The following is a 12,803-nucleotide window of genomic DNA, read 5'->3' as shown; positions in this document are numbered from 1 at the left end:
CTCCCCCACCCGTCTGTGACCCGGGGCACAGACAGTAGGCGGTATCAGGCGGGGAGCAACAGCGCTGCGTACAGCGTGAGCCCGGGACCGAAGGCCATGGCCACCACCGGGCCCTCGACGTCGGCCATCTCCTGGAGCACGAGCAGCACCGTCGCCGACGAGCAGTTCCCGTGCTCGGCGAGCACCCGGCGGGAGGCCGCCACGTGCTCCTCGGCCAGCCCCAGCTCGTCGCGCACGACGTCGATGATCTTCGGGCCACCGGGGTGCACGGCCCACCCGGCGACGTCCTCGACGCGCAGGCCCGCGCCGGTGAGCAGCTCGTCGACGACGTCGCCCACGTGCCGGGACAGCACGCCGGGCACCTTCGGGGACAGCCCCATCCGGAAGCCGAGGTCGGTGACGTCCCAGGTCATGAGGTCGGAGGTCGAGGCGTCGGTGCGGGCCACGACGCCCGCCAGCCGGCGGCCCCGTCCCGCGCCGGGCTCGACGACGACGGCGGCTGCCGCGTCGGAGAACAGCGCGTGCGCCACGACCTGCTCGAGGTCCCGCTCGGCCGGCTGCACGTGCAGGCTGGTCAGCTCGCAGCAGAGCAGCACCGCGGGCCGGGACCGCGCGGCCACGAAGTCCCCCACCGCGGCCAGCCCCGGGATGGCCGCGTAGCAGCCCATGTGCCCGATCAGCAGCCGCTGGAGGCCGGGCGGCATGCCCAGGTCGGCGGCCAGCCGGATGTCCAGGCCGGGCGTGGCGTACCCCGTGCAGGTGGCGACGGCGAACAGCCCGACGTCGCCGGGCGCCAGGCCTGCGGCGTCCAGCGCACCGGCCACGGCCTGCTTGCCCAGCGGCATGGCCTCCTGGACGTAGCGCTGCATGCGGGCGGCGGTGCCCCAGCTGCTCAGGTCCTCGTCCAGCGGGTTGGCCACCGCGTGCCGCCGGCGCACCCCGGCGCCCAGGAAGATCCGCTCCGCGGCGCGGACGTCGGCGTAGTGGTCGGCGAAGAAGCCGTCCCACGCCGCCTCCTGCTCCAGCGCGGCGGGCAGGGCCGATCCGGCCCCGGTGAGGACGGCGTCGCTCACGACTCGGCCTGGGGAGCGCGCGTGCTGGGCATGCTCCCGACGGTACGTGCGGCGCGGGCCCCGTGCCCGTCCTGCGCCGCGCCGTCCGCCGGGCGCTTGCGGCCGTACCCGGCGAAGACGACGGCGGTGGAGCGGATCGGCTTCATCCGCACCAGCTCCCGGCGGCCCAGCACCCAGGCGACCGCGTCGCGCAGCGACGGCCGGAGCCCGACCAGCCGCAGGTCCAGCCCGAGCCGGTCCGCGGCCGCCAGCAGGCGGTCCCGGTCGACGAACAGCGCCGGGTCGTGGATGCCGCGCGGCGGTCCGCCGGGCAGCCGCTCGGCGAGGGTGACCATCAGCAGCCGGCCGATCCGGGTGGCGGCCAGGGCGTCGAGGACCAGCGTGCCGCCGGGCCGCAGCAGCCGCGCGCACTCGGCGAGCACGGCGACGTCGTCCTCGACGTGCTCGAGGATCTCACCGGCCACGACCACGTCGGCGCAGCCGTCGGCGAGCGGCACGGCCAGCACCGAGCCGCGCACCGGGCGCACCCCGTGCCGGGCCGCCAGCCGCAGGCCCGGCTCCCCCAGGTCCACGCCGACGTGCCGGTAGCCCAGCCGGGCGACGTGCGGCGCCATCAGCCCACCGCCGCAGGCCAGGTCGACCAGCACCGCCCCGGGCCGCGGGGCGGGGGCGAGGTGCTCGGCCCGCGAGGCGGCCAGCCAGTGGAGGGCGGCGAACCCGCCGGAGGTCTCCCACCACTGGTCGGCGAGGTCGTCGTACTGGGCGGGGTCGTTCCGGGCGCGGCTCACGGAGGCGGGGTCACCCCTTCTTCAGCGGATCGTGCCCCCAGTTCATCAGGGAGTAGCGCCACCGGGAGGCCTCGATCTCCTCCCGCGCCGGTTCCTGGGCGAGGTGGCGCTGCACGTAGCCGTGCACCTTCCGCATGTGCGCGAGGTCGTCGTCGGTCAGATCGGCCTTCTTCGTGCGCAGCAGGGCGACGATCCGACGGCCCGAGGCGTGCCCGGTGGACTCGCCGTCGCCGTCCTTCTGCCCGACGGCGCGCGACTCGTCGCTGTCCAGCCAGGTCTCCAGCTCACCGGCGGTCATGTTCACCGCCTCGCCGAACTCGCGCCGGATCGTGTCGGGGTCCTCGGTCGCCATCGGTCCTCCGCTCGGGTCGTCCTCCGGTACCGCTGCCCCTCCGGTACCGCTGGCGGGGAGCGCGGAAACCGCCGTCTGGTACTGCTGGTCCTCCGCCCGCCGGACCCAGGACCACCAGCGGGACCACCCCAGCCCGGACCACCCAGGAGGCCCCGTGTCCGTCACCGTCGTCGGCAGCGTCAACGAGGACGTGCTCGTCGCGGTCGACCGCCTGCCGGGCCGCGGCGAGACCGTCGTCGGCCGCTCGGCCACCCGCGCCCCGGGTGGCAAGGGCGCCAACCAGGCCGCGGCCGCGGGGCTGCTCGGGCCCGGGGTGCACATGGTCGGGCGGGTCGGCGAGGACGCGGCGGGCGACCGGCAGCTCGCGGCGCTGGCCGGCTCGCGGGTCAACGTCAGCCGGGTGCACCGGACGCCGGGGCTGCCCACCGGCACCGCCACGATCCCGGTCGAGGAGGGCACCGGGGAGAACCTCATCGTCGTGGCGCCCGGCGCCAACGACGCGCTGGTGCCGGCCGACGTCGACGTCGAGCCGGTGCACCGCGCCGACGTGCTGCTGCTCCAGCTCGAGGTGCCCCTGGAGACGGTGCTGGCCGCGGCCACCTCCGCGCGCGGCACCGTCGTCCTCACCCCGGCGCCGCCGCGCGCCCTCCCGCAGGCGCTGCTCGAGGCGGTCGACGTCCTGGTCCCCAACGAGCACGAGCTGCTCCAGCTGGCCGGCACCGAGCCGGGTGAGCGGACGCCGGCGGAGCTCGCCGCGCTGGCCCGCGGCCTCGGCGCCGGTGCCGTCGTGGTGACGCTGGGCGCGCGCGGCGCCCTCGTGGTGCCCGCGGACGGTCCCGCGCTGCTCCAGGAGCCGCTGGTCGTCGACCCCGTCGACACGACCGGGGCCGGCGACTGCTTCACCGGCGCCCTGGGGCAGGCATTGGCCCGCGGCGAGGAGCTGGCCGGCGCGGTGCGCTACGCCGTCGCCGCCGCGGCGCTGTCCACCACCGGCGCCGGTGCGCGCGGCGCCCTGCCGGGGGACGACGACGTCCAGGACGTGCTCGCGCGGGTGCCGGCCGCCACCGAGGTCCGCTGACCGCTCCCGGCGGGGCGGTTTCCCCCGCCGGACCCCGGGCACTCCGGCTGTCGACGACCACCCCGGTTCCGAGGAGGACCTGCGATGACCGAGCCCGAACGCGCCCCCGACGTCGACCAGCCCGACGGCGGCGCCCCCTCCCGCGAGGCCGACGGCACCGGCACCACACCGCACCCGGACCAGCCGGCGGAGGGCCAGGAGCTCGACGGGGTCGCCGACACCCCGGACGTCTGACCGCCCGGCCGACCGGACGGCCCGGTCGGCCATACTCGCGGACGGTTCGGTCGACGGCGATGGAGGATGCGTGCGGCACGGCACCCTCCGCGCGGGGCTGACGGCGCTCGCCCTGCTGGTGCTCGCCGGCTGCGGCGACGACGCCCCCGGCAGCGACGCGGCCGTGACCCCCGGCGACGCCGCGGACTGCCCCGGCGAGGTCCTCGACGTCGTCGTCTCCGTCGGCGCGTGGAGCGACGTCGTCCGGCAGGTGGCTGGGGACTGCGCGACGGTCACCACCATCGCCCCCGATGCCGGCACCCCCGAGCTCGCACCCGATGACCGGGCCGCCTTCGGCGCGGCCGACCTCGTCGTCCTCGACGGCGGCGGCCCGGACGCGTGGGCCGCCGGCGCGCTGGACGGTCGGCCCGGCCCGCAGGTCGTGGTGCGCGCGGGCGGGCTGGCCGGCGGGCCGGAGCGGGAGGGCGGCCTCCTCTGGTACGACCCCGCCGTCGTGCCGGAGGTGGCCTCGGCCGTCGCGCGCGAGCTGGCCCGGCTCTCCCCCGACGCCGCGCCGTACTTCGCCGCGCAGCACACCGCCTGGACCACGGCGCTCCAGCCCTACCTCCAGGCGGTCGCCGATCTGCGCGAGGACGCGGACGGCGCGACGTTCGCCGCGACCGGCGCCGGCTTCGGGCCGATGGCCGCGGCGCTCGGTCTCGCCGACGCCACCCCGGCGGGCTACGCGCGGGCCGCGCGCAGCGGCGGGGCACCCGGGGCGGAGGACGTGACCGCCCTCGGGACGGCGCTGGCCGAGGGGTCGGTGGACGTCCTCGTGCAGGTGGGCGGCGACCTGCCCGACGCGGTGCGCGACGCCGCCGACGCCGCGGACGTGCCGGTCGTCGAGATCACCGCGGTGCCGGACGAGGGCACGCCGTTCCTGGAGTGGCAGCTGGGCCAGCTCGGCGCGCTGGCCGAGGCGCTGGACCCGGACGCCTGAGCCCGGTGCCGTGACCCAGATCTCTCCTCCGACCTGGTGATTCACGGCCCCCGGCCGGTTCCGGGCAGCCGGATGGGGGCAGGCTGGCAGGCATGGACGACGAGCGCGAGACCCGGCCGGCAGACCCCACCCCGCAGACGACGGCCGACGAGCCGGCCACCGGGACCGCGACGGCGGCCGCCGTCTCCCGCATGCTGGCCAACCCGCGGCGCGTGCGCCGGGCCTGAGCCCGTTCCGGGGGGATCAGGGGTCGCTGATCACCGTCGGTGATCACACCGGTCCCAGTCGTCCATCGCGCCACGCGCAACCCGTTGTCCCCTCGTCACTCAGAGCGACCATCGTCGGCGTGCCGCGAACTGCTCCGTCACGGGCTGGTGCACCATCCGTGACGTGACCGCCGCCATGCACCTCACCGCCGTCGACGACATCGCGACCCCGGTCCGCCGGAGCCGCGCGGAGCGTCAGGCGATCGTGCTCGACACCGCGGAGCGGCTGTTCTCCAGCCGCAGCTCGCGCAGCGTCGGCATGGACGAGCTCGTCCGCGAGACCGGCCTGGGCAAGATGACGGTCTACCGCCTCTTCAAGAGCAAGGACGACCTGGTCGGGGCCTACCTGACCCGCAAGGCCGCGACCGTCCTCGGGTTCATCGACGCCGAGCTGATCCGCCTCGAGGGCGACCCGCGGGCCGCGCTGCTCTCGGTGGTCGACGCCGTCGAGCGCGACGTCACCCGCACCGGGTTCCGCGGCTGCCCGTTCACCAACGTCAGCAGCGAGTACGACGACCCGCAGCACCCGGCCCGCAGCGCCGCGGCCGACTACAAGTTCGAGCTGCACACCCGGCTGGAGCGGCTCACCGACCAGATCGTGCCGGGCGACGGCGAGGACCTCGCCGCGCAGCTGCACCTGATCATCGACGGGATGTACCTGTCCGGCGGCCTGCTCGGCCCCGACGGCCCGGCCTCGCACGGCCGCCGGCTCGCCGAGAAGCTCATCGACGCCGCGACCGCCCGCGCCTGACCGGGGGCACCCGGGCGCGGGAACCGCTCCCGGCCCGCACGATGGTCCGGTGACGGACTCCTCCAGCGCCCCCGACCGCACCCGGCCCGACCTCGACGACACCACCGTCGAGGCACTGGGCAAGCTCTCCGAGGCCCTGGAGACCGTCGACCAGGCCCGCGGTTTCCTCTACGCCTTCCACCAGCTGACCGGCAAGGCCGACCGGCTGCTGCAGGAGTCGGTCGAGCTGTTCGAGCAGGCCGGCGCGACGGGTCTGGCCGCGGATCTCGACCGCGACCTGGTCGGCCGCAACGTCATCGCCGACCGGTGGACCTTCCAGATCGTCGAGGACTTCGACGAGGGCTACTGGGGTGCGTTCCGCGCGTACGACGCCCGCGCCCGGGACGAGCTGTCCGGCGGCGACCGGCACGTCTTCGAGGCACGCATGAAGCAGCGCGAGCGCACGGCCGGCCACCCCCGGCACGAGGCCGGCCCGTCCCTGGCCGACGAGGGCTGATCCGTTTCCCCGCCCGCCCCGGCGGGCAGGACGGGGCGGTGACGATGCCCGACGAGAACGACGCAGGCTCCGACCGCGAGGCCCAGCCCCTGGGGGCCGAGAAGGCTCCCGGGGAGGACCGGGAGTCGCTCGGGGACGTGAGGGGTCCCGCCGACGGGATCGCCGGTCCCGCCTGGCCGCCGGCGGACACCGAGCCGGACGCGCGGTGACCGGCGCCGGCCCCACCTCCGGGACCAGCGGGGACCCGCTGAGCGTCGGCCTCCCCGACGCGGCGGGCGCTCCTCCGACGGCACCCCCGGGCTCGGCGCCGTCGTCGTCCCCGGCCGGGACGGGCCGCACCCGCCGGACCGGTCGGACCATCGGCCGGTCCCTGGCCCTCGGCCTGCTGCTGTTCGTGACGGTCGTGCTGGTCCTGTTCGTGGTCTTCAACGGCCAGAGCGTGCAGATCAGCCTGGTCTTCACCGACGTCGAGGCCCCGCTGGTGCTCGCGCTGCTGATCGCGGCGGTGCTCGGCGCCCTCGTGGGGTGGTTGTCCAGCCTCGTGCTGCGCACCCGCCGGAGGCACCGCACCTGACCGACCGCGGCTGATCACGCCGAGCGCGGGACACCCCTCCGGGGCGTGTCCCGCGCTCAGCCGCGCCCGCTCCCTGCTACCGGCCGGTAACATCTGTTGTTACCGGCGAGTAGGACCGCCGTCCACCGGCTCGGAGCACGGGAGCAGCAGCACCATGACGCACTACACCGCCAACCTGCGGGACCTCGAGTTCAACCTCTTCGAGTTCCTCGACACCAAGGACCGGTTCGGCACCGGACCCTTCGCGCAGATGGACACCGAGACCGCGCGCGGGGTGCTGGCCGAGATCCGCAAGCTCGCCGAGGGCCCCATCGCGGCGTCCTTCACCGACGCCGACCGCAACCCGCCGGTGTTCGACCCGGCCACCCACTCGGTGACGCTGCCCGAGTCGTTCAAGAAGTCGGTCCAGGCGCTCAACGCCGGCGAGTGGTTCCGCCTCGACCTCTCCGAGGAGCTCGGCGGCTTCGGCGCGCCCGCCGTCCTGACCTGGGGCGCCTTCGAGATGGTGCTCGGCGCCAACCCCGCCGTCTTCATGTACGGCTCCGGCCCGGCCTTCGCGCAGACGCTGCACGACCTGGGCACCGAGGACCAGAAGAAGCTCGCCCGCATCATGATCGACAAGGGCTGGGGCGCCACGATGGTGCTGACCGAGCCCGACGCGGGCTCCGACGTCGGCGCGGGCCGCACCAAGGCGGTGCAGCAGCCCGACGGCTCGTGGCACATCTCCGGCGTGAAGCGGTTCATCACCTCCGCCGAGCACGACCTCAGCGACAACATCATCCACCCTCGTGCTGGCCCGCCCCGAGGGCGCGAAGGCCGGCACCAAGGGCCTGTCGCTCTTCGTCGTCCCCAAGTTCCACGTGGACCTGGAGACCGGTGAGCTCGGCGAGCGCAACGGCGCCTACGTCACCAACGTCGAGAAGAAGATGGGCCTCAAGGTCTCCACGACCTGCGAGGTCACCTTCGGCGACGGCCCGGTGCCGGCGCAGGGCTGGCTGGTCGGCGAGGTGCACGACGGCATCGCCCAGATGTTCAAGATCATCGAATACGCCCGCATGTTCGTCGGCACCAAGGCGATCGCCACGCTCTCGGCCGGCTACCAGGTGGCGCTGGACTACGCGAAGACCCGTGTCCAGGGAGCGGACCTGACGGCGACGTCGAAGGACGCCCCGCGGGTCACCATCACCCACCACCCCGACGTCCGCCGCTCGCTGATGCTGCAGAAGTCCTACGCCGAGGGCATGCGCGCGCTGTACCTGTACGCCGCGAGCTTCCGCGACCAGGTGACCGCCGCCGAGGCCGAGGGCACCGCGGACAGCGAGGAGGCCCAGCTCGCCGCGCGCCTCAACGACCTGCTGCTGCCGGTCGTGAAGGGCTTCGGCTGCGAGCGCGCCACGCAGCTGCTCACCCAGGAGTCGCTGCAGACCCTGGGCGGCTCGGGCTTCCTGCAGGACTACCCGATCGAGCAGTACATCCGGGACTCCAAGATCGACACCCTCTACGAGGGCACCACGGCGATCCAGGGCCAGGACTTCTTCTTCCGGAAGATCGTCAAGGACGGCGGGGTCGCGCTGACCTGGCTGGCCGGCCAGATCCAGGCCACGATCGACAACGAGGCGGGCAACGGCCGGCTCAAGGAGGAGCGCGCCGCGCTGGCGGCCGCCCTGGGCGAGGTCCAGGGCATGCTCACCGCCATGTTCGGCCACCTCACCGAGGCCCAGCAGGACATGAAGGCCCTGTACAAGGTCGGCCAGAACAGCAGCCGCCTGCTGCTCGCCGTCGGCGAGCCTGGTCACCGCCTGGCTGCTGGTCCGCCAGTCCGAGGTCGCCCTGGCCGCGCTTGCCGGCGACGTCAGCGGGAAGGACCGGTTCTTCTACGAGGGCAAGCTCGCCGCCACCCGCTTCTTCACCGGCCAGGTGCTGCCGCGGCTGGCCTCCGAGCGGATCATCGTCGAGAACACCGACAACTCCCTCATGGAGGTCGACGAGGAGTGCTTCTGAGCACCTCGTCGTCCTCCGGCCGACACCGCGGCCAGGAGCCGTCCCCCGTCTGAGCTGAGCCGTTGCCCATGTCCCGGCCGGGAACCCTCCGGGCCCCGCGACCGGTCCACTCCAGCTCCCAGCCGTTCCCGGCCGGCGCCGTTCCCCTCCTGGGGGACGGCGCCGGGCTCGTTTCAGGCTCGGAGCGGCGGGCATGGGCCGGGGATGAGCGACCCCGAAGGCACCGGCTACCGCGACTCCCCCGACACCACCGATGGCACCGCCCCGCCCCCCGGCGACGCCCCCGAGGGCTCGGCGACGCTCACCACCGACGACGACGCCCAGCGCGACGACGGCGTCGCCCGCCCGGGCAACGAAGCGGATTGAGGGAGGGCACGACCTAGGCTGGCCGCGTGACCGCCGCCGTCCTCACCGTGCTGCCGGCGGCGGAGTGGCAGGCGCGGACGGCGGCGCACGAGGAGCGCATCGACCGCTGGGCGGTGCCGCACCGCGACCGCCGCTCGCGCGGCGAGACCCACCCGGTGCACGACTTCCTCTTCACCTACTACTCCGAGACGCCGGGCCGGGTGCGCCGCTGGCACCCCGGCGTCGGCGCCGCGCTCGCCCCGGCGGACGACGGCCCCGCCCCGCACGCGGCGTGGCGCTGGTACCGCACCGGCGACGACGGCGTCGTCGCCCTGGACGCGGCCGCCTACCTGGCCGACCGCGGGACGACGGTCGGGTTCGTCCGCGGCCTGCTGGCCGCCACCGCCTCCCGGCCGGTCTTCGCCGGCTGCTTCGGCCTGCACGAGTGGGCGATGGTCTACCGGGCCGACGAGCGGCGGCACGCCCTGCCGCTGCGGCTCGGCCGCGCCGGCACGGACGCCGTCGTCGAGGGGCACCAGATCCGCTGCAGCCACTACGACGCGTTCCGCTTCTTCACCCCCGAGGCGGTCGGCCGGAACCGGCTGCAGCCCACGCGGGAGGCACAGCCCGCGATGGAGCAGCCCGGCTGCCTGCACGCCACGATGGACCTCTACAAGTGGGCCTACAAGCTCGGTCCCGCCGTGCCCGGTGAGCTGCTGGCCGACTGCTTCGCGCTGGCCGCCGACGTGCGGGAGCTGGACATGCGCGCATCCCCGTACGACCTCGCCGACGCCGGCTACGCCGCCGTCCGGATCGAGACGCCGGAGGGCAAGGCGGAGTACGCCGCGGCCCAGCGCGGGTTCGCCGCCCGGGGCGCGGAGCTGCGCCGGCGGCTCCTGGCCGTCTGCGACGCCCTGACCCCCGCCTGAGGGAGCGGGTGCCGCGCCGTACGGTCAGGGACGTGAGCTCCCTCTCCGACGGCCGCTGGATCCACCTCGAAGGCACCGCGAACACCCGGGACCTGGGTGGGCTGCCCACCCACGACGGTGGTCGCACCGTGCCGCACCGCATCCTGCGCAGCGACAACCTGCAGACCCTGACCGACGCGGACGTGCAGCGCCTCGTCGGCCAGATCGGGGTGCGGGAGGTCATCGACCTCCGGACCAGCGCCGAGGTGCTGCTCGAGGGCCGCGGGCCGCTGCGGAGCCGGCCGGAGGTCACCCACCGGCACTTCACGCTGCTGCCCGAGCGCGGCCGGTACACCGACGTCTTCGCGGTCGAGGAGCCCGAGGTCCCGGATCTGCCGTCGGGCTGGCTGGAGTCGATCCTGCCGCGTCAGGTGGCCGAGCACGACCAGGCCGAGCCGCCGCCGGTCCGCAGCTACCTCGGCTACCTGTCGCAGCGCGGCGACGCCGTCGTCCAGGCGCTGCGCGCCCTGGCGGCGCCCGTCCCCGGCGCATCGGTCGTGCACTGCGCCGCCGGCAAGGACCGCACGGGTGTCGTCGTGGCCCTGTCCCTCGCGGTGGCCGGCGTGCCGCACGAGGAGATCGCCATCGACTACGGCCTCAGCGGCGAGGTGATCGACGCGATCATGGAGCGGCTGGCCGCGACGCGCACCTACGGCGGCGACACGGAGAAGCGCGAGACGGCGACCCACGCGCCGCGGCGCGAGACCATGGACCGGGTGCTGCAGCTGCTCGACGAGCGGTACGACGGGCCGATCGGCTGGCTGGAGCAACACGGGTTCGGCGCCGATGAGCAGGCCGCCCTGCGGGCCCGGCTGCGCGGCTGACCGGGGGATCAGCCGGCCGGGCGCGCTGAGCCCTGCCCCTGCTTGTGCCGGTACATGGCGGCGTCGGCGCGGCGCAGCAGCTCCTCGGCGTCCCCACCGGGGTGGTGGACGGCGACGCCCACGCTGGTGCCGACCGCCACCTCCCGGCCCTCGAGCCGGAACGGCTCGGCGAAGCAGTCCACGACGCGGGCGGCCAGGCCGTGCGCGTCGGCCTCGTCGTCCAGGCCGGGCAGGATGATCGCGAACTCGTCGCCGCTGAGCCGGCCGACGGTGTCGCAGGGGCGGATCGCGGCCCGCAGCCGGGCGGCGACCTGGCGGAGCAGCTCGTCCCCGGCCGCGTGCCCGAGGGCGTCGTTGACCTGCTTGAAGCGGTCGAGGTCGCAGAAGAGCACGCCCAGCTGAGCCCCCGGCCCGGCCGACGGCAGCTCGGCGAGCAGCCGCTCCAGGAACAGCACCCGGTTGGGCAGGCCGGTCAGGGCGTCGTGGTGGGCCTGGTGGCGCACGGTCTCCAGCAGCTGCGCCCGCTGCAGGGCGGAGACCGCCTGGTCGCCGACACCGCGGAGCCGGACCAGCACGTCGTCGGTGAGCTCCTCCGGGGCGGCCGCCGACGTCCAGCTGGCCGTGGCGATGCCGAGGAAGTTGCCGTCGGCGACCAGCGGGAGCGCGATGACGTCGGCGACGCCGATCTGCGCGAGCAGGGCGCGCAGGACGGGGCTGCTCTCGCTGCCGCGGATGAGGCGCGGCTCGCGGTTGCTGAGCAGCTCCAGGACCTCGGGGCTGTCCTCCGGGCTGAGGGGCGTCTCGAAGAAGGCCGCCTGCTTGGGCTTGCCCACGTTCGCCGAGGCGCGGGCCCGCAGCTGCCCCGCCGACGGGTCCCACAGCATGACCGAGGCGCCCTCGGAGCCGACGACCCGCGGCAGCGCGTTGGCGACGACCTGGCAGATCCCGTCCACGGCGTCGGCAGCGGCGAGCTCGTGCGCGAGGTGGAGCAGAGCACCGGCCCGATCGGCCTCGAGCCGGGCGTCGTCGAGGGCGAAGAGCAGTTCCAGGGCGGCGGCCGCGTGCGCGGCGTACGCGGCCAGCATCGCCTGCTCGTCGGCCATCGACCCGTCACCGGAGGGGTAGACGGCCGCCAGCCGGCCGTGCCGGCGCCGCGCGGACGCGACGTCGACGACGACGGCGCGCGGGCCGAGGTCCTCGCCGGCCAGCAGCCGGCGGGCGAGCTCCTGCGCCTCGTCGTCGGGGAGCCCGGCGCTGTGCACCAGGGGCGCACCCCCACCGGGGGCGGCGACGGCGAGCAGGTGGGCGGGGGCCAGGACCGCCTGGCCGGCCCGCGCGACGATCAGCCGCAGGACGGTGTCGAGGTCGTCGCTGCCGGCCAGCTCGGTGGCGGTGTCCTGGAGGGTGCGCAGCTGGCCGCGCAGCGCCGCGAGCTCGCGGTGGACCTCCGCGCGGGAGCCGCGCCGTCGCAGCCGGGACCGGCGCTCCCAGGTGACCTCGCAGACGCAGGTGCGCCCGTCCCCGGTCCGGCACTCCGCCGCGGTGATGACCCCGGTGGGCAGCCCGAACAGCTCGGGGACGGTGGTGGCCAGGCCGCGGGAGAAGTCGCAGTCCAGGGCGGAGTGCTCGTAGCCCTCGTGCAGGTGCAGGGCCAACCGGGCCGAGGTGGCGGTGATCTCGAGGATCTCCATAGAGGAGACGGTCGTGAACTTGGCGACGGCGCGCGGGAGGCGGCGGAAGACCTGGCGGGGCGATCCGAGCGCCCGCAGCACCAGCTCGAGGGAGTGCGCCATGCCGCTGCGCAGCGCCGCCTGACCCACGTGGAACATCACGTCCGGGTCACCGAGGACCTCGGTCGCCGCCGAGAACAGCCGCACGCGGGTGGCGTAGCTGAACCAGCGGGACTGGTCGCAGAGCTCCTCGGCGGTCTCGGAGACGCCGGCCAGCTCGAGCAGGCGGGCGACGGCGTCGGGCTCGCCGTGCACGGCGACGTATGTCAGCAGGCCGGCGGTCGTGACGCCGGAGGTCTCGCGCGCGGTGGCGACGGACGACCGAGCCGCGGTCACCGCGGACT

Annotated in this window: 17 protein-coding genes and 1 pseudogene; 14 read left to right on the top strand and 4 right to left on the bottom strand. The window is 75.3% G+C overall.

The features are described 5' to 3' along the window. Positions 1-44: 44 nt before the first annotated feature. From JKP76_RS23315 to JKP76_RS06165, 3 genes are read right to left on the bottom strand one after another with little or no spacing between them, the layout of a single operon-like run. Positions 45-1,073, bottom strand: a complete 1,029-nt coding sequence (locus JKP76_RS23315; RefSeq protein WP_200489986.1) for a type III polyketide synthase — start codon at positions 1,071-1,073, stop codon at positions 45-47. Next, the gene (locus JKP76_RS06170; protein WP_200489985.1) at positions 1,070-1,861 is read right to left on the bottom strand and encodes a methyltransferase domain-containing protein; all 792 of its coding nucleotides are present in this window, start codon (positions 1,859-1,861) and stop codon (positions 1,070-1,072) included. Before JKP76_RS06170 ends, JKP76_RS23315 begins: the two co-directional genes overlap by 4 nt. 10 nt (positions 1,862-1,871) lie before the next feature. Further along, a complete protein-coding gene (locus JKP76_RS06165; RefSeq protein WP_200489984.1) occupies positions 1,872-2,213 on the bottom strand; it encodes a DUF3140 domain-containing protein in 342 nt (113 codons plus the stop codon). Positions 2,214-2,367: 154 nt separating this feature from the next. Between JKP76_RS06165 and JKP76_RS06160 the strand changes: the two genes are divergently transcribed. The 14 genes and pseudogenes from JKP76_RS06160 to JKP76_RS06110 all read left to right on the top strand — a co-directional run bounded on the left by JKP76_RS06160 (position 2,368) and on the right by JKP76_RS06110 (position 10,729). Beyond that, positions 2,368-3,291 carry a ribokinase gene (locus JKP76_RS06160; RefSeq protein WP_200489983.1) on the top strand — a complete coding sequence of 308 codons (924 nt, stop codon included), beginning with the start codon at positions 2,368-2,370 and terminating at the stop codon, positions 3,289-3,291. 84 nt (positions 3,292-3,375) lie between these two features. Further along, on the top strand, positions 3,376-3,525 hold the full coding sequence (locus tag JKP76_RS06155) for a hypothetical protein (RefSeq protein WP_200489982.1): 150 nt from the start codon (positions 3,376-3,378) through the stop codon (positions 3,523-3,525). 70 nt (positions 3,526-3,595) lie between these two features. Beyond that, on the top strand, positions 3,596-4,504 hold the full coding sequence (locus JKP76_RS06150; RefSeq protein WP_200489981.1) for a metal ABC transporter solute-binding protein, Zn/Mn family: 909 nt from the start codon (positions 3,596-3,598) through the stop codon (positions 4,502-4,504). A gap of 92 nt (positions 4,505-4,596) precedes the next feature. Continuing rightward, the gene (locus tag JKP76_RS22220) at positions 4,597-4,731 is read left to right on the top strand and encodes a hypothetical protein (RefSeq protein WP_255522513.1); all 135 of its coding nucleotides are present in this window, start codon (positions 4,597-4,599) and stop codon (positions 4,729-4,731) included. Positions 4,732-4,894: 163 nt separating this feature from the next. Then, positions 4,895-5,521 (top strand): TetR/AcrR family transcriptional regulator, encoded by a 627-nt coding sequence (locus tag JKP76_RS06145; protein WP_309229957.1) that lies wholly within the window; start codon positions 4,895-4,897, stop codon positions 5,519-5,521. A 49-nt stretch (positions 5,522-5,570) separates the two neighbouring features. Beyond that, complete coding sequence (locus JKP76_RS06140) at positions 5,571-6,017, top strand: hypothetical protein (protein WP_200489980.1); 447 nt, start codon at positions 5,571-5,573, stop codon at positions 6,015-6,017. A gap of 38 nt (positions 6,018-6,055) precedes the next feature. Then, positions 6,056-6,226, top strand: a complete 171-nt coding sequence (locus JKP76_RS06135) for a hypothetical protein (protein ID WP_200489979.1) — start codon at positions 6,056-6,058, stop codon at positions 6,224-6,226. Next, entirely contained in the window at positions 6,223-6,591 is a 369-nt protein-coding gene (locus JKP76_RS06130) for a LapA family protein (RefSeq protein ID WP_309229958.1), read from the top strand. Before JKP76_RS06135 ends, JKP76_RS06130 begins: the two co-directional genes overlap by 4 nt. 154 nt (positions 6,592-6,745) lie before the next feature. Continuing rightward, a complete protein-coding gene (locus JKP76_RS20505) occupies positions 6,746-7,471 on the top strand; it encodes an acyl-CoA dehydrogenase family protein (RefSeq protein ID WP_242471202.1) in 726 nt (241 codons plus the stop codon). A 46-nt stretch (positions 7,472-7,517) separates the two neighbouring features. Next, positions 7,518-8,057 (top strand): annotated as a pseudogene (locus JKP76_RS20500) (acyl-CoA dehydrogenase family protein); the annotation flags it as partial. A gap of 322 nt (positions 8,058-8,379) precedes the next feature. Beyond that, positions 8,380-8,592 carry an acyl-CoA dehydrogenase C-terminal domain-containing protein gene (locus JKP76_RS20495; RefSeq protein ID WP_309232960.1) on the top strand — a complete coding sequence of 71 codons (213 nt, stop codon included), beginning with the start codon at positions 8,380-8,382 and terminating at the stop codon, positions 8,590-8,592. Positions 8,593-8,796: 204 nt separating this feature from the next. Then, on the top strand, positions 8,797-8,958 hold the full coding sequence (locus JKP76_RS06120; protein WP_200489978.1) for a hypothetical protein: 162 nt from the start codon (positions 8,797-8,799) through the stop codon (positions 8,956-8,958). 26 nt (positions 8,959-8,984) lie between these two features. Beyond that, positions 8,985-9,866, top strand: a complete 882-nt coding sequence (locus JKP76_RS06115) for a 3-methyladenine DNA glycosylase (protein ID WP_200489977.1) — start codon at positions 8,985-8,987, stop codon at positions 9,864-9,866. A 32-nt stretch (positions 9,867-9,898) separates the two neighbouring features. Further along, positions 9,899-10,729, top strand: coding sequence for a tyrosine-protein phosphatase (locus JKP76_RS06110; protein ID WP_309229959.1), 831 nt, complete (start codon positions 9,899-9,901; stop codon positions 10,727-10,729). An 8-nt stretch (positions 10,730-10,737) separates the two neighbouring features. On the opposite strand, the gene JKP76_RS06105 is transcribed toward JKP76_RS06110, so the two are convergent. Next, complete coding sequence (locus tag JKP76_RS06105) at positions 10,738-12,795, bottom strand: sensor domain-containing diguanylate cyclase (protein WP_200489976.1); 2,058 nt, start codon at positions 12,793-12,795, stop codon at positions 10,738-10,740. Positions 12,796-12,803: the final 8 nt, after the last annotated feature.

Source organism: Blastococcus sp. TML/C7B (assembly GCF_016612845.1).
GTDB lineage: Bacteria > Actinomycetota > Actinomycetes > Mycobacteriales > Geodermatophilaceae > Blastococcus.
The sequence above is the reverse complement of the archived record's forward strand: the minus strand, read 5'-3'. Positions and strand labels throughout refer to the sequence as shown.